The organism is Listeria fleischmannii subsp. fleischmannii LU2006-1 (assembly GCF_000344175.1).
Lineage (GTDB): Bacteria > Bacillota > Bacilli > Lactobacillales > Listeriaceae > Listeria > Listeria fleischmannii.
Window position 1 is genome coordinate 26,091 of sequence record NZ_ALWW01000013.1, and the last position, 24,197, is coordinate 50,287.

The following is a 24,197-nucleotide window of genomic DNA, read 5'->3' on the forward strand; positions in this document are numbered from 1 at the left end:
CCAAATAGAAGTGGATATTCTGCTTTCATTTTATAGGAAATAGCAGGACTTGTATAGAATTTTTTTACTCATAAAGTATCATTCTGGGTGAAGCGTGCTAAAATTCATGTTATAATAAAATATACTATTACTTTAGATAGAGATATGACTAAAAATATCTTTTCATATAGGCAAAATGAAATATACGTATCGTTGGAAAAGAATACTTAGGATACAGTAATAGAAGTGTAAACTACAGATAATGAAAATTAACTATAATGGGTATTCAAGGGGATACTTTAGGGCTAGAAAAGCAACAATAAAAAGAGAAATTGGCAAAATAAAAAATGAAATTTGGTTAAATTAGAGGAGGAATTATTTATATGACTCTCAAAATTATGATTGTCGATGATCATCAATTATTTCGCGAAGGAATTAAACGCATTTTAGAGCTAGAAGAATCGTTTGATGTTATTGCTGAGGCGGAAAATGGAAAAAACATTGTTGCAAAGGTTAGAGAATATAAACCAGATATAGTTCTAATGGATATTAATATGCCAACAGTGAATGGTTTAGATGCAACGGAAATGCTAGTAAGACAATTTCCAAGCATCAAAGTTATTATTTTAACTATTCATGACTCCGATGAATATGTAACTGAAGCACTTCGTTCAGGAGCGGTGGGCTATTTACTAAAAGAAATGGATGCAAAAGAACTTGTTGACGCTATTAAAATTGTTGATGCAGGAGGTGCGTATATTCACCCTAAAGCAGGCATTAAGCTGATTCGTGAATATCGCCATTTAGCTAGTACCAACACAGCGCAAGGGATTTATGGCTATCAACAACCAGAAGTAAAAATGCCGCTTCATATTTTAACACATAGAGAGTGTGAGGTGCTCCAATTACTGACGGATGGCAAAAGTAACCGTGGAATTGGTGAAACCTTATTTATTAGTGAAAAAACAGTTAAAAACCATGTCAGCAGCATCTTGCAAAAAATGAAAGTGAATGACAGGACGCAAGCCGTTGTAACAGCTATCAAAAATGGCTGGGTTTATATCCGTTAAAAGTTTCAGGGGGAAATCATGTCAAAAGAAAAAATTGCAGTTGTTACAGATAGTACAGCTTATATACCAGCCGAATTGATTGAAAAGTATCAGATTCATGTGGTGCCGCTTTCTGTTATTATTGATGGTGTTTCTTATAAAGAGGAAGTGGAGTTACAAACAGCTGATTTTTATAAAAAAATAAAAGAAACTGATAGTTTTCCAACTTCGTCCCAGCCTGCACCAGGGGATTTTATTTCACTTTTTCATTCACTTAAAGAAGAGGGCTATAACAAAGTAATTAGTGTTCATTTAACAAGTGGTATTAGTGGAACTTATCAAAATGCGGTATCAGCAGGGGCGTCTGTGGATGGTATAGATGTTATTGGTGTTGATTCTGGATTAGCATGTATGGCTCAAGGCACGCTTGCAATTACTGCCGCAAAAATGGCTATGGAAGGAAAAACAACAAAAGAAATTTTAAATCATATTGAAATGATGAAAAATTCAATGGATGCTTATTTTATGGTAGATGATTTAAATAATTTGCAACGTGGTGGTCGCCTAACCGGGGCGCAGGCTATTATTGGTAGTTTGCTTCAAATTAAGCCGATTTTACATTTTCAAGACAAGCAAATTGTGTTATTTGAGAAAGTACGTACACAAAAGAAAGCTTTAAAACGAATAGAGGAAATTTTAGAGAAAGCCGTTCAAAATAACGAGGCAGAAGAGGCATATGTTATTCATGGAAATGCTCCTGAAAAAGGCCAACAATGGTTAGAGGAGCTACAGAAGCAATTTCCAACAGTAGAATTCCATCTTAGCTATTTTGGTCCTGTTATAGGAACCCATTTAGGGGAAGGCACACTGGGCTTGACTTGGTCCGTTAAATAATCTTTAGAACTCAGCAGTTTATCATGCTGAGTTTTTTTGTGAAAAAAATTAAGTTGGGAACGGAAACCTTATTTTGGAGAAAGAAAAACAGATTTATCCCTTATAATAAAAAACCTATTTTATACATATGAAAAACCTATTTTAACTCCTGCAAAGAAAGTAGAAATAGGTTATAACTATATGGACGAGGTGATTTATGCTAAAAGGGTTACTATATGTTTCAAGTGATTTAAAATTAGTAAAAGGAATCGAGGTTTTGCCTAGCATTTTAAATGCTGATAAAAATCCATTTTGTTTTAGATGTGGAAATAATGAAAAAATCCGTTTTGCGAGCTTACCCAATAAAGCTTTATATTGTAGAAATTGTTTGAAGATGGGCCGTATTAGTCATATTGATGACCTATATTATTTAAAACCAGATGAACAAGATCGCTTGTATTTTGAAAATCCACTTGAATTTGAAGGAACACTATCGCATGCGCAACAAGGAGGAGCAGAGGCTATTTTAAACGCGATTCGGACAAAAAAACCATTACTTTTATGGGCAGTAGCGGGTTCTGGGAAAACAGAAATGATGTTTCCGGGAATCGAAGAAGGTTTGAAAAAAGGTCTCAGGATTTGTTTGGCCTCCCCGCGCGTTGATGTTTGTATTGAGCTTGCGCCTCGCCTAAAAGAGGCATTTCCAGATGTTCCTCAGGCGTGTTTATATGGTAGCTCTAATCAAACTTTTGCTGGAGAACCTTTTGTAATTGCGACAACACATCAATTAATACGTTTCTATCATTATTTTGATTTAATCTTTATTGATGAGGTAGATGCATTCCCTTTTGCAAAAGATCCGTTCCTTGAATATGCTGTTCAAAAAGCGGGCTGCCCGGAGTCTGTCCAAATTTATGTAACAGCAACTCCGGAACGGAAATGGCAGTTAGAAGCTTTAAAGGGAGAGCGTAATTACATCAAAATTCCAGCGAGATATCATGGCTTCCCTCTTCCAGTTCCAAAAGTATGCTGGATTGGAGATTGGCAAAAAGAATTAAATAAAAAGCGAATTCCTTCTAAGGTTTTAAAGTGGATAAAGAAAATCAGATACTTAGAAAAGCCAATTTTAATTTTCTTTCCAACAATTGATGTAATGTTTCAATTTAAAGATATAATACAAGCGTATGGTTTTTCGGATATTGAAACGGTCCATGCGGCTGATGAATTACGAAAAGAAAAGGTAGACCAACTACGCGGCAGAAAAATCTCAATTTTACTTACCACAACTATTTTAGAAAGAGGTGTCACTTTTTCTGATGTGCAAGTAGCTGTTTTTGGAAGCGAAGGACCTATTTTTACTGAAGCGGCACTAGTACAAATTTCTGGGCGCGTCGGCAGAAAAAAAGATTTTCCAAGTGGTGAGGTATGGTTTTTTCATTATGGGAAAACAAAAGAGATGATAAGAGCTATCCAGCATATTAACTTGATGAACAAGCAGGGCTATGAAGAGGGCTTACTTAATGATGGATAGATGCCGAATATGTTTTCAAAAAATGTATGAAACGATTGGCTGGAAAAATATACTGATATTACCAAATGAAAGGCTTTTATGTGAGATGTGTTGCAACGAATTTCAACAAGCAGAAGCTAAAGCAGGGGTTGTTTTTAAAAAATCCGCTTTTACAGATGAAGTGATAGAGGCTTATTTAGAGCAAGGCGATTATATATTGGCTGAGGTGTTAGGTAGCTTATTAAGGAATAAGAACTATTTGCCTAAAATAGTTTATATCTCTAAACCGAATGTAAATGAACGAATTGGTTATCATCCGGAGATAGAGCTATTAAAATTTGCGGGTGTGAGTTATAAATTGGTAGATGAAGAAATGAACCAGACTAGAGCGTGCTTTTTTACACTTGTTGAGCTCGAGGAGGACGAAAAGGATAAAATTAGTAAAGAATGTACTTTAAGCAGGGAAAAAATTTATTTTACATCACTTTTTGAAAAATAAAGAAAAAATAGGTTTGTTTTTAAAGAAAAGTGGAATGAATTAGTAAAGTAGAGAAGAACAAAAATCGTGTTAGTTTATCAGGTAAATATTTGCAAAAAGTGGCATTATACCTTAGACTAGAAGTAAGAAGAGAACGCTCTTCTTCGTAAGAATTTTTGTTTTATCCCAAAGGAGGAATTACAATGCTTAAGTACAACATTCGTGGTGAAAATATTGAAGTAACTGAACCAATTAGAAATTACGTTGAGAAGAAGATTGATAAACTCGAGCGGTATTTCACAGAGGTTCCAGATGCCAATGTGCATGTGAATTTAAAAGTTTACTCTGATAAAAATGCAAAGGTTGAAGTAACAATTCCTCTCCCAAATCTTGTTCTTCGTGCTGAAGAAACAAGCGGAGATTTATATGCAAGCATTGATTTAATTGCAGATAAATTAGAAAGACAAATCCGTAAACATAAAACAAAAGTAAATCGTAAAATGCGTGATAAAGGAGCGCAACAAGATTTCTTCGCTTTTGGGGAAATTAGTGAGAGTGCGCCAGATGAAAATGAATCTGATTTAGAAATTGTACGTACAAAACAATTTGATTTAAAACCAATGGATAGTGAAGAGGCTGTACTTCAAATGAATTTATTAGGCCACAGTTTTTATGTCTATACAGACGCTGAATCTGATGGAACAAATATTGTTTATCGTCGTAAAGACGGGAAGTACGGTTTGATTGAAACAAACTAATCCTTTATAAAAAAACGTCCTGCCACATCGAGCAGGACGTTTTTATTTTGTGAATTTATTTAGTTCCTAAAAAAGGTCCATAAGCATTAGCGAAACCATTGTTATAGAGAACACCATTCTTATCTTTTCCTACGTCCCAGTTTGCGGACCATGTCATTAGGCCTTTAAGTGGGGTACCGGCTGCTTTTAGATTGTTGAGTGCATCGTAAACATTTTGTGGATTTATGACATAACCTGTTGCCGCAGCATCATTATTAGCAGGTAGACCAAGAACTAATTTGTTTGCTGGGATTTGGAGGAATCCTCTTGTCCCGTGTATGAAGGAGTCGGCCATGTAATAAAGAAATTCTTTTTTTAGTGTATCATTATTTTGTGCAATCCATTGGTTAGTTTCATCTACCCAGACACCATCGCCACCTTGGTTATATAGTTGCGGTGCAATGTAGTCGTAATAACCATTTAAAGAAGTAATATAGGTTTCATAAGCGCCACCTGGTTTTAAGTAGGGGAATTCAGGCGCCATAGTGATTAAAAAGTTTTTTCCTTGTGATGCGTAATGATCTTTTACAATTTTTAGCGCAGCAGGGATAACGGTTTTATTGTTTCCCGCCGTAATGGCTGTTTGTTCTAAATCAATGTCTAGGCCATCGAAGCCGTATGTTTCGACTTGGCGGATGATTTCATTAGCGAAGGCTTGTTCGTCACCCGTTTGTAGTTGAACATGGCCATCAGCACCACCTAAAGCTAACAGAACGGCTCTGCCTTGGCGATTTAATTCTGCTACTTGAGAACGAAATTGAGCGTCTGTTAGGCCTGTTGGTTTAAATGTTGGGATTCGGTTTACACCGTCGCCCTTCATAAAAGCAACTGGAATAACATTATAAGCAGAATTCACATCTTTTAATGCAATATCAGCTGAGGTTCCTTGCTTATAGCCATCATTTCCTGTTGACTTCCAACTATGCCAGTATCCGACTAGCACCTGTTTATTGGATAGATCTGGCATGATCGAGGCATCATCTGTAGCGGCTTTGACTGGATGGCTCCCCGCGAAACCCAGTCCGATTGTCACAGCACAAGCTAAAATACTTCCCGTTACCCATCTTCTTTTGTTCTTCAAAATAAAAATCCTCCTTTTTGTATACGCTTACAAATAGAAGCGTTATTGGTCTTGCTTTGTGAAAATACCCGCGACGGAGCAGCTTAAACATTGAAAAAAGCGATTTGTTGTCAGAAGGTATAGACCAAAGATGTGAAAAAGAAGGAGTAGAAACCTTTATCAGCTAAACCAAAATAAAAAAAATTTTTAGTGATGACTTTTTCACACAATGTACACATCTATTTTGTATAGAAGATGTTATAATGGTTGATGGCTTATAAAACGGGGAATAAAATAAACAATCCTATTTTCAATTTTTGAGAATAAGTGATAAAATTAATTAGTGTATCTTAATGAAGCGAATCCAGAAATTTAAGATAGAAAAATAATAGTAGTTAATTTATGTAGAGGAGAATCGATTATGGCAGGAATGTTGAAAAAGATTTTTGAGTCAGGTAAAAGAGATATCAAATATCTTGAAAAGAAAGCCGATCAAATTGAAGCTCTGGCTGATGAAACAGCGGCGCTTTCAGATGACGACCTTCGAGCAAAAACAGTAGAATTTAAAGAACGTGTACAAGCAGGTGAAACACTAGATGATATTTTAGTGGAAGCTTTTGCAGTTGCACGTGAGGGAGCAAAACGTGCGTTAGGTATGTTCCCATTCCGTGTTCAATTAATGGGTGGTATTGTTATCCATGAAGGGAATATTGCAGAGATGAAAACCGGGGAAGGTAAAACGTTGACAGCAACGCTACCGGTTTATTTAAATGCGCTTTCGGGCGAAGGTGTTCATGTAGTTACTGTCAATGAATACTTATCTCAACGTGACTCAGAAGAAATGGGTGTTTTGTACAATTTCTTGGGTCTCTCAGTAGGACTAAACTTAAATGCTCTTTCTAGTGAGGAAAAGCGTGAACAATACGCATGTGACATTACGTATAGTACAAATAATGAATTAGGCTTTGACTATTTGCGTGATAATATGGTGGTTTATAAAGAACAAATGGTGCAAAGACCACTTTCGTTTGCCATTATCGATGAAGTTGACTCCATTTTAATTGATGAAGCGCGTACGCCGCTTATTATTTCAGGAGAAGCTGAAAAATCGAATGTTTTATATGTTCGTGCGAATACTTTTGTAACAACTTTGACGGAGGAGACAGATTATACGGTTGACATTAAAACAAAATCTGTCAATTTAACCGAAGAAGGTATGGCTCGTGGTGAGAAGTATTTTGATGTTGAGAACTTGTATGATTTAGAAAACACGGTGCTGCTGCATCATATTGCACAAGCGTTAAAAGCAAACTACACCATGGCGCTTGATGTGGATTACGTTGTTCAAGACGATGAAGTTTTAATTGTTGACCAGTTCACTGGACGTATTATGAAAGGGCGCCGCTTTAGTGAAGGTTTACACCAGGCTTTAGAAGCTAAAGAAGGAGTTACCATTCAAAATGAGTCGAAAACAATGGCGACTATTACATTCCAAAACTACTTCCGTATGTATAAAAAATTAGCGGGGATGACTGGTACGGCGAAAACGGAGGAAGAAGAATTCCGCGATATTTACAATATGCGTGTTATTGAAATTCCGACAAACCGTCCGATTGTGCGTGATGATCGTCCGGATTTAATTTATACAACCATTGATGCAAAATTTAATGCAGTGGTAGAGGATATTGCTGAGCGTCATGCAAAGGGGCAGCCTGTTCTTGTTGGTACGGTTGCGATTGAGACATCTGAGCTTATTGCGAGCAAATTGAAGCGTAAAGGAATCAGGCATGACGTTTTAAATGCGAAACAACATGAGCGTGAAGCTGATATTATTATGAATGCAGGGAAACACGGCGCGGTTACTATCGCAACGAATATGGCCGGTCGTGGTACAGATATTAAACTTGACGAGGAAACTGTTGCAGCGGGTGGCTTAGCTGTAATTGGTACTGAGCGTCATGAATCTCGTCGTATTGATAATCAGTTGCGTGGTCGTTCTGGTCGTCAAGGGGATCCGGGGGTTACACAATTCTATCTTTCTATGGAAGATGAGTTAATGCGTCGTTTTGGTTCTGACAATATGAAGAGCATGATGGAACGTTTTGGAATGGACGAAGAAGCAATCCAAAGTAAAATGGTTAGTCGTGCTGTAGAATCTGCACAAAAACGTGTAGAAGGAAATAACTTTGATTCTCGTAAACAAGTCCTTCAATATGATGATGTTCTACGTCAACAACGTGAAGTCATCTATAAACAACGTTATGATGTGATTACAGCTGAAAATGGCTTACGTGAAATTATTGAAAAAATGATTGAGCGTACGGTGCACTATGTCGTGACTTCAAATGCTTCCTCACATGAGGCGGAAGAGGAATGGAATTTACAAGGTATTGTAGATTTTGTAGATGCAAATCTACTTCATGAAGGTGCTATCACGGTTCAGGACTTACAAGGTCGTACTTCAGAAGATATTGAAGCCTTTATCTTAGGGAAAATTAAAGAAGCGTATGATGAAAAAGAACAACTTCTATCTGAAGAAGAATTTAATGAGTTCCAAAAAGTTGTTTTACTTCGTGTAGTAGATACAAAATGGGTGGATCACATTGATGCGATGGATCATCTTCGTGACGGTATTCATTTACGTGCATATGGACAAATTGACCCGCTTCGTGAATATCAATCGGAAGGTTTCGAGATGTTTGAAGCAATGGTTTCCTCAATTGATGAAGATGTTGCGCGCTACATCATGAAAGCTGAAATTAGACAAAACCTTGAACGTGAGCAAGTGGCGAAAGGGGAAGCTGTCAATCCGGACGAAGGGAAACCAGAAGCAAAACGCAAACCGGTTGTGAAGGGTGAGGAGATTGGTCGTAATGACCTTTGCCCTTGTGGTAGCGGTAAGAAATATAAAAATTGTCATGGTAAAGAAGCATAAGAATCTCGGGGCGCTATTTTGGCGCCCCTTTTCTTTGCAAAAAAATGTTCTGGTAATGTGGGCTTAATTTTTATATACTAAAATAAGTTTAGAATAATAAAAAAAGGTGGAAATAACTATGGAATTAGCAGAAATTCGTAATTCGCTTGAAAAAACAGCGAACCAAATCACAGACTTTAGGGGGTCTCTTTGACTTAGAAACGATGGAGGTGCGTATTGCGGAGTTAGAAGATCAGATGCTTGATCCGGATTTTTGGAATGATCAGCAAGCCGCACAAAAGGTGATTAATGAGTCAAATGGTTTAAAAGAGGTTTACAATGCGTTTCATAAACTTGAAGAAGAACAGGAAAACTTAGAGGTAAGTCTTGAGTTGCTCCGGGAAGAGGCGGACGCGGACTTACAAAAAGAGCTAGAGATGGAACTCGTTTCGTTTATGAAAGAGTTGGATGAGTTTGAGCTGAAGCTTATGCTAAGTGATCCTTATGATAAAAATAATGCGATTTTAGAGCTACATCCTGGTGCTGGCGGAACGGAGTCGCAGGACTGGGGTTCGATGCTCCTTAGAATGTACCAACGTTTTGCTGAAAAGAAAGGCTTTAAAGTGGAGACGCTCGATTACCAGGCGGGTGACGAGGCCGGAATAAAAAGTGTAACGCTTCTTGTAAAAGGGCACAACGCTTACGGATATTTAAAAGCGGAGAAAGGCGTGCACCGTTTAGTTCGAATTTCGCCATTTGATTCATCTGGTCGACGTCATACCTCGTTTGTTTCTGTAGATGTAATGCCAGAAATGGATGATGATATTGAAATTGAAGTACGGACGGAAGATTTAAAAATCGACACGTACCGGGCAACTGGAGCTGGCGGGCAGCACATTAATACAACTGATTCGGCTGTTCGGATGACGCATATTCCTTCTGGGATTGTGGTTACTTGCCAGTCGGAACGTTCGCAGCTGAAAAACCGGGAACAAGCGATGAAGATGCTAAAGGCGAAGCTTTATCAAAAAGAACAGGAAGAAAAAGAGGCGGAATTAGCAGAACTTCGCGGGGAGCAAAAAGAAATCGGCTGGGGTAGCCAAATCCGCTCGTATGTTTTTCATCCGTATTCGATGGTAAAAGATCACCGTACAAATGTTGAAACTGGGAATACACAAGCTGTGATGGATGGTGATCTTGATGAATTCGTGAATGCCTATTTGCGTTCGCGTATTCAATAAGGCGGTGCTAAAATGACGAAAAAGCGAAATCGGGCACCCAGGAAAATTTGGTTTGTGAAAACGCTGGATTATTTTTATGTTATTTTAGGAGCAGCTTTCATTGCGATAGCTTTTAATGTCTTGCTATTACCCAATCATATTGCATCTGGTGGTGTGAGCGGTATTAGTACAATCATTAATTCGTTAACAGGCTGGACACCTGCATTTATTCAGTGGGCGCTTAATATACCTCTTTTTATCGCTGGTGTATTCTTTTTGGGCTACCAATTTGGGATTAAAACATTTATAGGAACGATGACCATACCGCTTTTTGTTTATCTGTCACAAGATTTTGCCCCGTGGACGCGCGAACCACTTGTGGCCGCCCTGTTCGGCGGCGTTTTAGTTGGTTTTGGTCTTGGTATTGTATTTCGCGGTAAGGCCTCAACTGGAGGAACCGACGTACTCGCGCAAATTGTGCATAAGTATTTTCATCTTTCGCTAGGCGTTTGTGTGGCTATTATTGATGGACTTGTTGTTATTTCAGCGATGTTTGTATTTAGTATTGAATCAGGCTTATATGCGCTAATTGCACTATTTGCAACAAGTAAAACTATTGATTTGGTTCAAGTTGGTTTAAACCAATCGAAAACGGTGCTTGTGATTTCTGAACATCAAGAAGAAATTAGGCAAGCTATTTTATTTAAAATTGATCGTGGTATTACACGTCTTTCGGCTAAAGGCGGTTATACGGACGATGAAAAGCAAATCTTGTTATGTGTCATTTCGCAAAGAGAATTTCCCAAGCTGAAGGAAGTGGTGAAGGAGATTGACTCTAGCGCTTTTGTTGTGGTGATGAGTGCGAGTGAGGTAATGGGCGAAGGCTTTTCAGTTTAAGAAAAGGTGTCACTAATACAAATCATTAGTGACACCTTTTTTATATAACAGATATATGACAGAACAGACTTGTGAGCCGCTAAACAAGCTAGGGCTGTAAGTATAACTGGTCTATCCCAATTATAAAAAACTGTAATCATTTTTAATCTCGTTGTAATGTTAATTTGTTAGGAAAAACGATACAATAAGGTCAGTGGAAAAAGAAGCGATGAAGGTGGCTTTTTTATATGCCTAAAAACAGGTATAAATTCCAACTGAAAATCAATTTTAAAAATCAAGATTTTAAACATACGAGATAAAGATATTTTACGATGAAAACTAGATTGTCATAGGCTGAAATATAACTGTAATGCAATTAACCTAGAGATGCAAAATTAGCATGTTATAATAGACTTTGTGTTGTAGTGTGTTTCACTCGGCATAACAGTTTTATGTCAAAGGTTATCATTGCATTACCTTACAAAACAAGCTCTTAAGAAAGGCAAGTTAGGTGATAAAATGATATTGATGGAAGACGTGTACAAGAAGTACCCTAACGGCATTACAGCCGCTAATGGTTTAAATATTAAAATTGACCAAGGGGAATTCGTTTATGTAGTTGGTCCAAGTGGAGCAGGTAAATCCACTTTTATAAAAATGATTTATCGTGAAGAACGAGCGACCAAAGGAAACATTCAAGTTGACCGATTTGATTTAATCAACTTGAAGAATCGAGAAATTCCGTTTTTGAGACGTGATGTCGGCGTTGTTTTCCAAGATTTTAAGCTACTTTCCAGTAAAACCGTATATGAGAACATTGCATATGCGATGGAAGTAGTGGAGAAAGACCCCGCTGAAATTAAAGAACGTGTCATGGAAGTTCTAGATTTAGTAAACTTGAAACATAAAGTTAGAATGCTACCAGATGAGCTTTCAGGTGGAGAGCAGCAACGAATTTCGATAGCTCGCTCCATTGCGAATATGCCAAAAGTTTTAATTGCCGATGAACCAACCGGTAATCTCGATCCAGATACTTCATGGGAAATCATGAATATCCTTGAAGAAATTAATCGTCAAGGCACTACGATTGTGATGGCAACTCACAATAAAGAAATTGTGAACACGTTAAAACACCGTGTTATTGCTATTGAAAATGGTCGAATTGCACGTGACGAGCAACAAGGAGAGTATGGATATGAAATTTAAAACATTTGGAAGGCATATGAAAGAAAGTTTCAAAAGTCTTTACAGAAATGGTTGGATGACTTTTGCAGCAGCAAGTGCAGTCACAGTAACACTTATTCTTGTGAGCGTGTTTTTTTCAATCTTAATGAACATGAACAAACTAGCGTCAGATGTTGAAAATGATGTGCAAATCAATGTACATATTTCGCTGGGTGCTACTAAGGCACAGGAAAATGAGTTAAAAGAGAATATCGAAAAGATTGATGGTGTGGACAAGGTAACTTTTTCTTCTAAAGATGATCAGTTGAAAAAGTTAGTCGGTGCATATGGAAAGAATTTCGAGTTATTCAAACAAGATAATCCACTTCATGATGTATTTATCGTTCAGGCTGAGCAGCCAGAACAAACGAAGACAGTAGCAACTAAGATTGAAAAACTTAAATATGTTGATGATGCAGAGTATGGTGAAAAAACCGTAGATAAATTATTCGATACATTGAAATGGGCAAGATATGCTGGTGTAGTGTTAAGTATTGGGTTACTCTTAACAGCTATGTTCCTTATTTCAAACACAATCAAGATTGCTATTTTCTCTAGAAGAAAAGAAATCGAGATTATGAAACTTGTCGGGGCGACAAACTGGTTTATACGTTGGCCATTCGTTTTAGAAGGCGCTTGGTTAGGTCTTATTGGCTCTATCGTGCCCGTCATACTAACTTTCGTAGGTTACATTAATACGTACAACTTGGTAAATCCGAAAATCGCGACAACCTCGCTTTCGCTACTACCACCTACACCGTTTGCTTACGAAATTAGTGCTTTAATTATTCTTATTGGAGTCTTAATAGGTGTTTGGGGTAGTGCTATCTCCATCCGAAGATTCTTGAAAGTTTAATCGTACTTTAATGCTATACCCGATATTTACAACAAAAAACAAAAGGAAAAAAGCTTAGGGAGCTTTTTAGGAGGTAAATTCTTTGAAAAAGAACGCTTTAATTGCAGTTTCACTTGCAACAGTTATGACTTTAACACCAGTATTTACAACAAATGTATTTGCGGATGTTAATACAGATATTCAAAAACAAGAATAAAAAAAATTAACGACTTAAAATCTAAAAAAGGTGATTTAGAATCTCAACTATCAAAATTAGTTGCTGATATGGAATCCGCTAAAAAAAAATGCTAAGAAACTACAAGCAGAATTTGACAACACTGGAAAAGAACTTAAAAAGTTAAACAGTGATATTAAAGAAATTAACGAGAGAATTAAAGAGCGTGAAGAAGTTCTTAAAGAGCGTGCACGCGCTATGCAAAAAACTTCTAACTCAAACGCGTATTTAGATGTTATTTTAGGATCTGAAAATTTCTCTGACTTAGTTAATCGTGTTTCTGCAGTTAACCAACTTGTTGATTCTGATAAATCTATCTTAGATGATCAAAAGAATGACGAGGAAGCGTTAAAAACAAAACAAAATGATGTGAAGAAGAAACAAGAAGCGCAACGTGTTGCGATTCATAAATTCGAAGCTGAACAAAATAAAATTGAAGCACAAAAAGCTGAAAAAGAAGCAGTTGTTGCTCAATTAGCAGCTGATCAAGCAAGTGCTGAAAAAGATAAAGCAAGCTTAGTAAGCGAACGTGATAAACAAGCAGCAGCAGCAAAAGAACGTGCTCGTTTACTTGCAGCGGCAGCAGCTCCAACCGCTGGTGTTGAAGAAAATAATAGCTCTTCAGAAGCAGCGTCTCCGGCAGCATCAAGTGCAACAAGCGAGCGTACGTCTTCTGCAAGCACAGCGAATGCTTCTTCTAATAATAGCGCTAGCAGCAGTAATAGCAGTGCAGGAAATACATCATCTTCTAGCAATTCAAATAATGCAAGCAGTAACGTTCAACCATCTGGAAGTGGATATTCTGCTATGATTTCTGCAGCTCGTGCACAACTTGGTAAACCTTATTCTCTAGGTGCAACTGGACCAAGCGCATTTGATTGTTCTGGTTTCACTTCTTACGCTTTCCGTGCAGCAGGTATTAGTTTACCAAGAACTTCTGGTGGACAATATGCAGCAGCACAAAAAGTTAGTGCTAGCCAAGCTAAACCAGGCGACTTAGTATTCTTCAATTATGGTGGCGGTATTGCGCACGTTGGAATCTATGTTGGCGGCGGTCAAATGATTAATGCTCAAAATGACGGCGTTAAATATGACAATATTTCTAGCGGATACTGGGCTAAATATTTAGTTGGTTACGGTCGTGTAGCTAACTTCTAAAAATAAGTTTGATGTATTGAAAATCGAAAAGTACCTTTGTCATACGACAAGGGTATTTTTTTATCCTTTTTTTCAAAAAAAATACTAAAAAAGATATAAAAAGTTAGGGGTTTTAACGAAAAATGAAAAAGAAATTAGTATCTGGGGTGCTTGCTTTTACCACGGTTGCACTTTTAACTCAACCGGTGAACGTACTTGCAAATGATATAGGCGGTATGGAGAGTCAAAAGAAAAAGATTCAAGAACAAAGATCTTCTGTTGAGAATAGTTTGGGTCAAAAAAACTCGGAAATGGAGCATTTAGAGACTGAATCACAAAATGTGGCCACTTCACTAGCACAAGTTTCAAAGCAAATTAAAGCAACAAAATAAAAAACTTGAAGAAGAGCAAATTAAAAATTATAATTGAGCAAAAAAAAAGCAAAACAACTTAAATCCGAAATTGCAGATTTAAAAGATGAAATAAAACAGCGTAAAGGTGTGCTTGATAAACGAGCGCGAGCAATTCAAACGAATGGTAATGGGCAAGGATATTTAAATGTGCTTCTTCAAGCAGAAGACTTTTCTGATTTCATTGGACGCGCGAATATCGTGAAACAAATCGTGAATGCGGATCAAGAAATTATGAAAAAACAGAAGGAAGACCAAGCTCTTTTAAAAGAAAAGCAAGATGCATCTTTAAAGAAATTAACTGAATTGAACCAGCTTGCGACTCAAATAGCAGTTACAAAAAATAATTTAGTGAGTCAAAAAGCGGAACAAGATGATTTATTACTTGCTTTAGCTACGAAGAAAGATAAAACGAATAAGGAAAAAGCCATTTTAGAAACAGAAAGAGCTAATTTATCTGCTGAGGAACAGAAGGTGGCTGCAAATCTTACGGCTGCGTATGCAGAAGAACAGCGTAAAAAAGAAGAAGCTGCTAAAAAGCGTTTAGCCGAAGCGAAACGACAACAAGCGCTAGCGGCAGCCGAAGCTAGGGCGAAAACAGTTGCACGTAAAGCAGAAACAACAACTCGAGGAAATAGTGTTGCGAAAAGTGAAGCTACAGCACCTGTCGAATCAGCTGCAAGTAGTGCGAGCAGTGCTTCCGCTCCTTCCTCTTCTGGGAGTATGTTTATTAAACCAGCTGCTGGTATTTTAACTTCTGGATTTAGCGAGAGAACAAATCCAGTTACTGGTCAATACGAATCACATAAAGGTCAAGATATTTCGACTGGAGGAACGGTACCAGTTTCTGCAGCAGCAAGTGGAACAGTTGTTTTTGCAGGTTACGGTGCGCCAGGAAGTGGTTACGGTGGATACGGTTATGTGGTTGAAATTGATCACGGGAATGGTTATCAAACGCTTTATGCGCATATGCGTGCAGGTAGTTTAAATGTAGTGGCCGGACAGCGCGTTATGCAAGGACAAAATATTGGAATTATGGGTTCAACAGGGCAATCAACAGGACAACATCTACATTTTGAAATTCATCAAAATGGTGTTCCTATTAATCCAGCACCCTATTTATAAAAATAAGTAAAGCTGAGCGAAGAAATTTGCTCAGCTTTTTGTTGTGAAAGGGGCGAAAAGCGTAGTTTTATGATATGATTGGATAGAATAAAACAAAAGGGAGAGAGCAAAGTGGGGATTTTGACAGCAATTCTCGTCATCCTGTTAGTTTTAAATGTTTTCTTCGCAGCAGTAACCGTATTCTTAGAACGACGTGATACATCAGCAACTTGGGCATGGCTGCTCGTTTTGACATTTATACCAATTATCGGCTTTATCATTTATTTGATTTTTGGTAGAAAACTTTCTAACAAAAAGATTTTTGACTGGAAAGGACAGGAGAAAATCGGGATAAAAGAATCAACTGAAAATCAAATTGAGTTAATTCGACAAAAGGAGTTTCCGTTCAGCGATGCCAATGTAAAAAAATATCGCGATTTAATTTACTTGCTTCTTGTAAATGACGGAGCTGTTTTGACGCAGGATAATAATGTAGATATTTATGTGGATGGTTATGAAAAGTTCGAAGCTTTAATGAAAGATATTGAAAAAGCAACGGACCATATTCATATTATTTATTATATATTCCGCTCTGATGAACTCGGGGAACGCATGATACGTTTACTCGAAAAGAAAGCAGCTGAAGGTTTGAATGTGAAAGTAATTTATGATGCCATGGGCTCAAGAACAACCAAAAAATCTTTCTTTAAGCAGTTGGAGAAAAATGGTGGTATGGTGAGACCGTTTTTTCCTTCAAAGCTTCCGCTCATTAATTTCAGGCTGAATTATCGAAATCACCGTAAATTAGCCATAATTGACGGGCAAGTAGGCTATATTGGTGGTTTTAATATTGGAGATGAATATCTAGGTTTATCCAAAAAATTTGGATACTGGCGTGATACGCATCTTAGAGTGCACGGAAAAGCAGTTTATGCGATGCAAACGCGGTTTATTATGGATTGGAATTCGGCGGCGCCTAATCATAAAGTAGATTATAAATCTAGATATTTTCCTGCTTTTTATGGCAATGGGCATACAAGTTTGCAAATTGTATCAAGTGGCCCTGATTCTGAATGGCAGCAAATTAAAAATGGTTATATTAAAATGATTAATTCCGCTAAAAAATCAATTTATTTGCAGTCACCTTATTTTATTCCAGATGCCAGTTTATTTGAAGCTTTAAAGCTGGCTTCACTTGCTGGAGTGGATGTGCGAATTATGATTCCGAATAAACCTGACCATGCCTTTGTTTACCGAGCTACGACAAGTTATGCTGGGGAATTAATGGAGACAGGCGCCAAAATTTTTATTTATGATAATGGCTTTATTCATGCTAAAATGCTTGTAATTGATGGGGAAATCGCTTCTGTAGGAACAGCGAATATGGATTTTCGTAGTTTCCGTTTGAATTTTGAAGTAAATGCCTTTATTTATGAAAAAGCACTTGCGCAAAAATTAGAAGATATTTTCCTAGAAGATATTTTAAAATCATATCAACTAACGCCTGAATTATATAAAGAACGTTCACTTTGGATAAAATTTAAAGAAGCAATTAGTCGCTTATTAGCTCCGATATTATAGAAAATGGAAGGGTGGAGAGAAATTGGAAGTTATAGAAATTATTTTAAAAGGCATTGCTAGTTTATTTCTTCAGCCGGTCTTTTATTTAGCCATCCTTTTCGTTATATTTGCTGGATATAATCGTGTAAAATGGGAGCGGAAATCGTTTAGTGTGCGTATTTATTCGCCTTTTATGGAGTTGAAAAACTTTTTTACATTAGGACTACTAGTCGCTTTTTTCATTTCAGTGATTTTATTTTTTGCTGGTTTTAGCGTAATGATGACGTGGATTGTTATTTTTAATGTGGTTACTATACTCGCGCTTTTAACATCGATGTTCCGTTTAACTTCTACAGCAATAACAATTGGTATTTCTAGTCTTGTCTTTTATTTTTGCTATTATTTTGATATTCAATTTGGACCGTTACAAGATAAATACTTATTCTACGATGATTTACTAGTGGATAATTTTATGACTGCAATGACGTTTTTACTCGCAGTATTATTATTTGTAGAAGCCTATTTAATCAGTCAAACAAGTGCAAAATCGCCTTCTCCATCTCTTCGGAAAAGTGAGCGCGGAAAATTTGTAGGGGCTTTTCAGCTAAGAAAATTATGGTTTATTCCTCTTGTTGCTTTTATTCCGGGAAATGAAATAACGCAACTATTTGATTGGTGGCCAGTATTCCATATTGGTGCAGATTCCTATACACTCATCATTTTGCCACTTGTTATTGGTTTTGAACAAAAAACGCGTTCGGAGTTACCGGAAGTTCTAAGTAAACAAATAGCGGGACAAGTCATGACACTTGCTGTTTTCATTGCAGGTATAGGGCTTTTGAGCATTGTCATCCCTGTACTAACACTCTTTGCTTTTGTACTGGCCATTATTTCTCGTTTTTGGATTATGTGGCGCTATTATCGTAATGATAAGTTTGCTCCTCAAAAATACATCCCGCAGCCGGATGGAATTGTTATTTTAGGGGCCAGAATCGGATCGCCATCAGCAAGAATGAGTTTAATAGCGGGTGAGAAAATTACAGAAGTGAATGGTATGCCAGTTAAAACGCGGGCAGATATGTATGAGGCGTTAAATATTAATCGCGCTTTTTGTCGTTTGAAAGTGGTGGATCAAAACGGAGAGCCACGTATTGAACAGACGGCTCTATATGAAAATGAGTCTTTCGAATTAGGGATACTTTTAGTAGAACCAAGATAAATCAAAACGAGTGCTGGGCAAAAATTGGATTTTGTCTAGTACTCGTTTTAAGTTTTTGTAAAGATATTGGTATTGCTATCCAGAAATCGTAAATTCATGCTATATTTAAGATGACAAGTAGACGGAATTTGTTAAGAAAGGGAGATTTTTGTGACTAAAATTTTAGTTGTAGATGATGAAATTTCAATTGTAACTTTACTGGAATTTAATATTAATAAAGCGGGTTTTGAAGTTTTAACAGCAACAGATGGGCAAATGGGTTATGAGCTTGCGGTTTCTGAAAAACCTGATTTAATCGTGCTTGATTTAATGCTTCCTAAAATGGACGGGATTGAAGTTACGAAAAAATTGCGTCAAAATAAATATGATTTTCCGATTTTAATGCTTACTGCAAAAGATGAGGAGCTAGATAAAATTATCGGCCTAGAACTTGGCGCAGATGATTATTTGACGAAGCCGTTTAGCCCAAGAGAGGTAGTTGCAAGAATTAAAGCGATTTTGCGTCGTGTGGGTAAGGCAGATGAAGCAAAAGAAGAGGAATCTAATGAAAATATTTTGGAGCTAGGAGATTTAAAAATTCATCGTGACAGTTACGAGGTTTTTATGCACGGGGAGCAACTCGAATTGACTCCAAAAGAATTTGAACTTTTGCTTTATTTGGCGAATCACCGTGGAAAGGTTTTTTCGCGGGATCAATTGTTAGATGCTGTTTGGAATTATGATTACATCGGGGAAACACGAATTGTAGACGTTCACATCAGTCATTTACGTGATAAAATTGAATTTGACACGAAACAGCCGCGCTATATTAAAACAATTCGGGGATTTGGCTATAAAATGGAGAATGTAAAAGGTGAGCTATGAAAAAATTATGGTTTAAAATTGGGATTTCCTTTTTTATCTTATTTTTCATTACGATGGGCTTAGTGGGGTTATTTTCTGGTGAACTCATGAAGACGACGTATTTAGATATGAAAGAAAATCAATTGGAAGATGAAGCGCGTGTTTTACTTCATACAACCAATATCGAAAATGTCAATTTAGATCAAAACAGTGCACAAATTCAAGAACAGCTTAGCCCGCTAACAGAAGAAGTGGATGCACGGATTACAATAGTAGATAATAAAGGACATGTGATTGCGGATTCAAAAGAAGATCCGACAACGCTAGAAAATCATGCGAATCGCCCGGAATTTAAAGAGGTGTTGCAAGATGGTCAAGATGTGGGGATTGCAACGCGAAAAAGTGATACGCTAGGATACAGTATGCTATATGTTGCTGTCCCTATTGTACAAAATGGGGATGTGGCTGGTGCACTTCGAATCGCAGTTTCATTGGAATCAGTTGAATCCGCGATTAATACGTTGTGGGGAAACTTATTCCTTATTTTTGGTATTGCGCTGATTTTAATCGCTCTTATTAGTATTTTTATTGCACGTAAAATCACGAAACCAGTTCAAGAAATTATTGAAGTCTCAACGGATTTGGCAAATCACGAATACAGTAGTCGGATTTACGGAAAATCAAGCGGGGAGCTACAAGAACTTTCAATTAGTGTGAATAAACTCGCCGAAAGTTTAGAAACACAGATGTTTGAAATTCGTGAAAACTCTCAAAGGCTTACGGCTATTGTGGAAAATTTGGTGAGCGGTGTGATGCTGATTAATCATGATAAAGAAATCGTGATGACCAACCGAATGATGTACCGTATTCTAGGAAAACAAGAGATTACTGGAAAGCCGTTTTATGAGGTGATTAAAAGTTACGGTTTAAGCGAGCTCATTGAAGAGACCCTTCAAACTAAACAAATGAAACAAGAGGAAATCACGATTTATTTCCCTAAAGAAATGATTTTAGATGCAAGTGTTTCGCCCATTTTAATGGAGGATGGGGAGGTTTCGGGCTTAGTGCTCTTACTTCACGATATTACGCAGATTAGACATTTAGAAAATGTCCGTTCAGAATTTGTTGCGAATGTCTCTCATGAACTGAAAACACCCGTAACGGCCTTAAAGGGATTTGCGGAAACGCTTTTAGATGGGGCGATGTATGATGAGGCGCTTTTAAAGCAATTTTTAACCATTATTAAAGATGAAAGTGACCGCTTGCACCGTTTAATTTTAGATATTTTAGCGTTATCTCGAATTGAACAAAAAACGCTACCGCTTCAAATTGAAGAAGTAAATGTGAATGATATGATGGAGCAATCTGTTAAAACAGTTAGTGAATTAGCTACATTAAAAGAAATCTCTATTCAAAAAAAATGGGATGAGAATAAGACCATTTTGATTGAAAATGAAGGGGATCGTTTACAGCAAATTTTAATTAATCTCCTTTCTAATGCTATACAATACACACCTGCAAAAGGAGAAATTTCGCTTCAATTAGAAGATTTGGGCGATGAGATTCAACTTATAGTGAAAGATAATGGTATTGGAATACCTGCGAAAGATTTGGAACGCATTTTTGAACGTTTTTATCGTGTAGATAAGGCGCGAACCAGACATTCTGGTGGAACCGGGCTTGGTTTATCAATCGTGAAGCATTTGGTGGATATGATGGAGGGCACGATTCACGTCACAAGCCAGGAAAACATAGGGACTACCTTCTATATTCGATTACCTAAACATCGTTAAGTGGAACATTCAAAAACATGATGACATTTGTCATGTTGTTGAATGTTTTTTTATTTTATTTACGCTAGTGAGAAATTTTTTGTAACGTAAACCGTTAGAAAAACGACAGGATTTAATGAAATTTACAAAAAATAAGCGGGTTTACAATTTCTTAACATTAGCTAAATATGTACTTAACTACAAACGGTTATAGTTAAACATGTAAGAAATACTAATTTTAAAAATAAGGTGGGTAACGAAATTATGAAAAAAAGAGTTTTGGGATTACTTACAGTTCTTTCAGCATTAATGTTAGTCTTAGCTGCTTGTGGTGGCGGTTCATCTAGTGATAAAGCAAATGGAAGCGCGGGAGATGGTAAAGAAGTTTCTGGGTCACTGACAGCAGTTGGTTCAACCGCACTCCAACCTCTTGTTGAAGCAGCAGGTAAACAGTTTCAAACAGAAAATCCAAAAGCGCAAATTAATGTGCAAGGTGGCGGTTCTGGAACAGGCTTAACACAAGTTGGACAAGGGGCAGTTGAAATCGGAAACTCAGATGTTTTTGCAGAAGAGAAGGACGGAGTAGATGCTTCGAAACTTGTTGATCATAAAGTAGCAGTTGTCGGAATGGCTCCTGTTACAAATAAAGATGTCGGTGTGAAAGACATTACACAACAACAATTAATTGATATTTTTACCGGTAAAGTGAAAAACTGGAAAGAGCTTGGCGGTAAAGATGAAAAAATTACTGTAATCAATCGTGCGGAAGGTAGTGGAACACGCGCTACTTTTGAAAAATGGGGCTTAAAAGGCGCATCAACCATTAAAGCACAGGAACAAGATTCTTCTGGAACAGTTCGAAAGATTGTAAGCGAAACACCAGGCGCGATTAGCTACCTTGCTTTCTCATATATCGATGATTCTATTATGGGCTTAAAAGTAGACGGAGTAGAACCAAATGAAGATAACGTCGCAACGAACGATTGGAAAATTTGGTCTTATGAGCACATGTATACAAACGGTGAACCTAAAGGCGTAACCAAATCATTCCTGGAATATATGACAAGTGAAACAATCCAAAATGATTTAGTACCACAATTAGGTTACCAGTCCATTCATTCTATGAAAGTAGAACGTGATTCAGATGGTAAGTTAACAGAGGTAAAATAAAAAAAGATGCAGGCTAAGGTAAAAATGACCGAAAGCCTGCGACTTACGGGAAGTCTTTCTTGTCTAACAAGGGAGACTTGCCCGCATGTTAGGGACTGAAAGGAGTTTTTAGCCTTGGAAATCATGAATGAAGAAAACCTTACGAAAACATCAAAAAAGGCTCGTTTAGAAACAAGAGGAAAGGTCATTACCTTTCTTTGCATTAGTATTATGATCTTAGCGGCCATCTCGATTCTTTATATGGTCATTTCAAAAGGATTATCCACCTTTTTTGTAAATAATGTTTCCTTTATTGACTTTATAACAGGAACGGATTGGAATCCATCTAAAGTTGATGCTGCTGGAAATGCTCTAGTTGGCGCACTTCCAATGATTATTGGTTCTTTTGCCGTTACACTTCTCGCGGCATGTATCGCCGGCCCGCTTGCTATTGGGGCAGCCATTTTTATGGTTGAAATTTCTCCTCGCTTTGGGAAAAAAATATTACAACCAGTTATGGAACTTCTTGTAGGTATTCCTTCAGTCGTTTATGGTTTCATTGGTCTTAGCGTTGTGGTTCCATTTATTCGTGAGCATATTTCAGGCAGTGGTTTCGGAATTGCAGCTGCCACAGTGGTGCTAACCATTATGATTTTGCCAACGGTCACATCGCTTTCTGTAGATGCGATTAAATCAGTGCCCCGTCACTACCGTGAGGCTTCTCTCGCGCTTGGGGCAACTAGATGGCAAACCATTTGGCGTGTAGTACTTCGGTCGTCGCGCGCAGGAATTATGACGGCTATTGTATTCGGTATGGCACGCGCATTTGGGGAAGCTTTGGCCGTTCAGATGGTAATCGGGAATTCAGCAGTTATTCCAACATCATTATTTGAACCAGCATCCACTTTAACCAGTATTTTAACAATGGGAATGGGAAATACCGTGATGGGCACACTTGAAAATAACGTTTTATGGTCGCTTGCAATGGTCTTACTTGCAATGTCCCTATTCTTCATTATTATTATCCGATTTATCGGCCGTAGGAGGAAAGCGAAATGAATGTAAAAACAAAAGATAAAATTGCAACAGGCGTATTTTATGCCATTGCAGCTATCATCGTTATCATTTTAGCAAGTCTTCTCGGCTATATTTTAGTCAAAGGTGTCCCGCAATTAAGTTGGCAATTTTTAACAACACCTCCAAAATCGTTCCAAGCCGGTGGGGGGATTGGTCCTGAAATTTGGAATTCCTTCTATATGCTTATTATTACAATGATTATTTCCGTACCTATTGCGCTTGGTGCAGGTATTTATATGGCTGAATATGCAAGGAAAAATTGGTTGACGGATTTAATTCGAACAATGATAGAAGTTTTAAGTTCATTACCATCGATTGTTGTCGGCCTATTTGGATTTCTCGTATTTGTTATTCAGATGGGGTGGAGCTTCTCGGTGATTTCTGGAGCACTAACGCTAACGATTTTTAACTTACCACTTTTAATTCGTGTAGTGGAAGATGCTTTAAATGCTATTCCAAGCACTCAGCGCGAAGCCGGACTTGCTCTTGGGTTAACCCGGTGGGAAACAATTACGCGCGTTTTAATCCCAGCGGCCTTACCAGCGATTATTACAGGGATTATTCTTGCGGCTGGTCGGGTATTTGGCGAAGCGGCGGCACTTATTTTTACGGCTGGTCAGAGTACACCAATTCTTGACTTTACAAATTGGAATCCGGCTGAAATTACGTCGCCACTTAATATCTTCCGTCCTGCGGAAACACTTGCTGTCCATATTTGGAAAATTAATGGGGAAGGAATTATGCCGGATGCAAGAGCTGTTTCTGACGGCGCTTCAGCGGTTCTCATTATCTCCGTTTTACTTTTCAACATTTTAGCGCGTATTCTTGGGAAAATCGTATTTAAAAAAATGACGTCTTCGTCTTAAAAGGAGTTTT

Annotated in this window: 18 protein-coding genes and 2 pseudogenes; 19 read left to right on the plus strand and 1 reads right to left on the minus strand. The window is 37.5% G+C overall.

Annotated elements, in window-relative coordinates; genetic code table 11:
* The first annotated feature begins 362 nt into the window (after positions 1 to 362).
* The 5 genes from LFLEISCH_RS05610 (at position 363) to hpf (ending at position 4,647) form a co-directional block, all read left to right on the plus strand.
* Positions 363 to 1,049, plus strand: coding sequence for a response regulator transcription factor (locus LFLEISCH_RS05610; RefSeq protein WP_007474018.1), 687 nt, complete (start codon positions 363 to 365; stop codon positions 1,047 to 1,049).
* 18 nt (positions 1,050 to 1,067) lie between these two features.
* A complete protein-coding gene (locus LFLEISCH_RS05615; protein ID WP_007474020.1) occupies positions 1,068 to 1,922 on the plus strand; it encodes a DegV family protein in 855 nt (284 codons plus the stop codon).
* A gap of 196 nt (positions 1,923 to 2,118) precedes the next feature.
* Complete coding sequence (locus tag LFLEISCH_RS05620) at positions 2,119 to 3,432, plus strand: ATP-dependent helicase ComFA (RefSeq protein WP_007474021.1); 1,314 nt, start codon at positions 2,119 to 2,121, stop codon at positions 3,430 to 3,432.
* Positions 3,433 to 3,454: 22 nt separating this feature from the next.
* Positions 3,455 to 3,910 (plus strand): hypothetical protein, encoded by a 456-nt coding sequence (locus tag LFLEISCH_RS05625; protein WP_223196442.1) that lies wholly within the window; start codon positions 3,455 to 3,457, stop codon positions 3,908 to 3,910.
* A 182-nt stretch (positions 3,911 to 4,092) separates the two neighbouring features.
* The gene (gene hpf, locus LFLEISCH_RS05630) at positions 4,093 to 4,647 is read left to right on the plus strand and encodes a ribosome hibernation-promoting factor, HPF/YfiA family (RefSeq protein WP_007474025.1); all 555 of its coding nucleotides are present in this window, start codon (positions 4,093 to 4,095) and stop codon (positions 4,645 to 4,647) included.
* Positions 4,648 to 4,702: 55 nt separating this feature from the next.
* Here hpf and LFLEISCH_RS05635 read toward each other — a convergent pair whose 3' ends face one another.
* Positions 4,703 to 5,734: a chitinase gene (locus tag LFLEISCH_RS05635; protein WP_223196447.1), complete on the minus strand. Its 1,032-nt coding sequence runs from the start codon at positions 5,732 to 5,734 to the stop codon at positions 4,703 to 4,705.
* A gap of 433 nt (positions 5,735 to 6,167) precedes the next feature.
* On the opposite strand from LFLEISCH_RS05635, the gene secA reads away from it, so the two are divergent.
* The 14 genes and pseudogenes from secA (at position 6,168) to pstA (ending at position 24,187) form a co-directional block, all read left to right on the plus strand.
* Positions 6,168 to 8,681 (plus strand): preprotein translocase subunit SecA, encoded by a 2,514-nt coding sequence (secA, locus tag LFLEISCH_RS05640; RefSeq protein WP_007474029.1) that lies wholly within the window; start codon positions 6,168 to 6,170, stop codon positions 8,679 to 8,681.
* A 118-nt stretch (positions 8,682 to 8,799) separates the two neighbouring features.
* Positions 8,800 to 9,901 (plus strand): peptide chain release factor 2 gene (prfB, locus tag LFLEISCH_RS05645; protein WP_112153714.1). Its coding sequence is split into 2 segments (ribosomal slippage): positions 8,800 to 8,871 and positions 8,873 to 9,901, totalling 1,101 coding nucleotides; the frame shifts between segments, so codons are not numbered across the junction.
* A 12-nt stretch (positions 9,902 to 9,913) separates the two neighbouring features.
* Positions 9,914 to 10,777 carry a YitT family protein gene (locus tag LFLEISCH_RS05650; protein WP_007474033.1) on the plus strand — a complete coding sequence of 288 codons (864 nt, stop codon included), beginning with the start codon at positions 9,914 to 9,916 and terminating at the stop codon, positions 10,775 to 10,777.
* 498 nt (positions 10,778 to 11,275) lie between these two features.
* The gene (gene ftsE, locus LFLEISCH_RS05655) at positions 11,276 to 11,962 is read left to right on the plus strand and encodes a cell division ATP-binding protein FtsE (RefSeq protein WP_007474035.1); all 687 of its coding nucleotides are present in this window, start codon (positions 11,276 to 11,278) and stop codon (positions 11,960 to 11,962) included.
* Entirely contained in the window at positions 11,952 to 12,836 is an 885-nt protein-coding gene (gene ftsX, locus LFLEISCH_RS05660) for a permease-like cell division protein FtsX (protein ID WP_007474038.1), read from the plus strand. Before ftsE ends, ftsX begins: the two co-directional genes overlap by 11 nt.
* A gap of 82 nt (positions 12,837 to 12,918) precedes the next feature.
* Positions 12,919 to 14,208 (plus strand): annotated as a pseudogene (locus tag LFLEISCH_RS05665) (coiled-coil domain-containing protein).
* 122 nt (positions 14,209 to 14,330) lie between these two features.
* Positions 14,331 to 15,722: pseudogene (locus tag LFLEISCH_RS05670) on the plus strand (murein hydrolase activator EnvC family protein).
* Positions 15,723 to 15,833: 111 nt separating this feature from the next.
* Positions 15,834 to 17,282 carry a cardiolipin synthase gene (cls, locus tag LFLEISCH_RS05675; protein ID WP_007474045.1) on the plus strand — a complete coding sequence of 483 codons (1,449 nt, stop codon included), beginning with the start codon at positions 15,834 to 15,836 and terminating at the stop codon, positions 17,280 to 17,282.
* Positions 17,283 to 17,304: 22 nt separating this feature from the next.
* Positions 17,305 to 18,480: a hypothetical protein gene (locus LFLEISCH_RS05680; protein WP_007474048.1), complete on the plus strand. Its 1,176-nt coding sequence runs from the start codon at positions 17,305 to 17,307 to the stop codon at positions 18,478 to 18,480.
* A 150-nt stretch (positions 18,481 to 18,630) separates the two neighbouring features.
* Positions 18,631 to 19,344 carry a response regulator transcription factor gene (locus LFLEISCH_RS05685; RefSeq protein ID WP_007474050.1) on the plus strand — a complete coding sequence of 238 codons (714 nt, stop codon included), beginning with the start codon at positions 18,631 to 18,633 and terminating at the stop codon, positions 19,342 to 19,344.
* Entirely contained in the window at positions 19,341 to 21,116 is a 1,776-nt protein-coding gene (pnpS, locus tag LFLEISCH_RS05690; RefSeq protein ID WP_007474051.1) for a two-component system histidine kinase PnpS, read from the plus strand. Before LFLEISCH_RS05685 ends, pnpS begins: the two co-directional genes overlap by 4 nt.
* 243 nt (positions 21,117 to 21,359) lie before the next feature.
* The gene (locus LFLEISCH_RS05695; RefSeq protein ID WP_007474054.1) at positions 21,360 to 22,265 is read left to right on the plus strand and encodes a phosphate ABC transporter substrate-binding protein PstS family protein; all 906 of its coding nucleotides are present in this window, start codon (positions 21,360 to 21,362) and stop codon (positions 22,263 to 22,265) included.
* Positions 22,266 to 22,388: 123 nt separating this feature from the next.
* Entirely contained in the window at positions 22,389 to 23,303 is a 915-nt protein-coding gene (gene pstC, locus LFLEISCH_RS05700; protein ID WP_007474057.1) for a phosphate ABC transporter permease subunit PstC, read from the plus strand.
* Positions 23,300 to 24,187: a phosphate ABC transporter permease PstA gene (gene pstA / locus LFLEISCH_RS05705; RefSeq protein WP_007474058.1), complete on the plus strand. Its 888-nt coding sequence runs from the start codon at positions 23,300 to 23,302 to the stop codon at positions 24,185 to 24,187. Before pstC ends, pstA begins: the two co-directional genes overlap by 4 nt.
* The last annotated feature ends 10 nt before the right edge of the window (positions 24,188 to 24,197 follow it).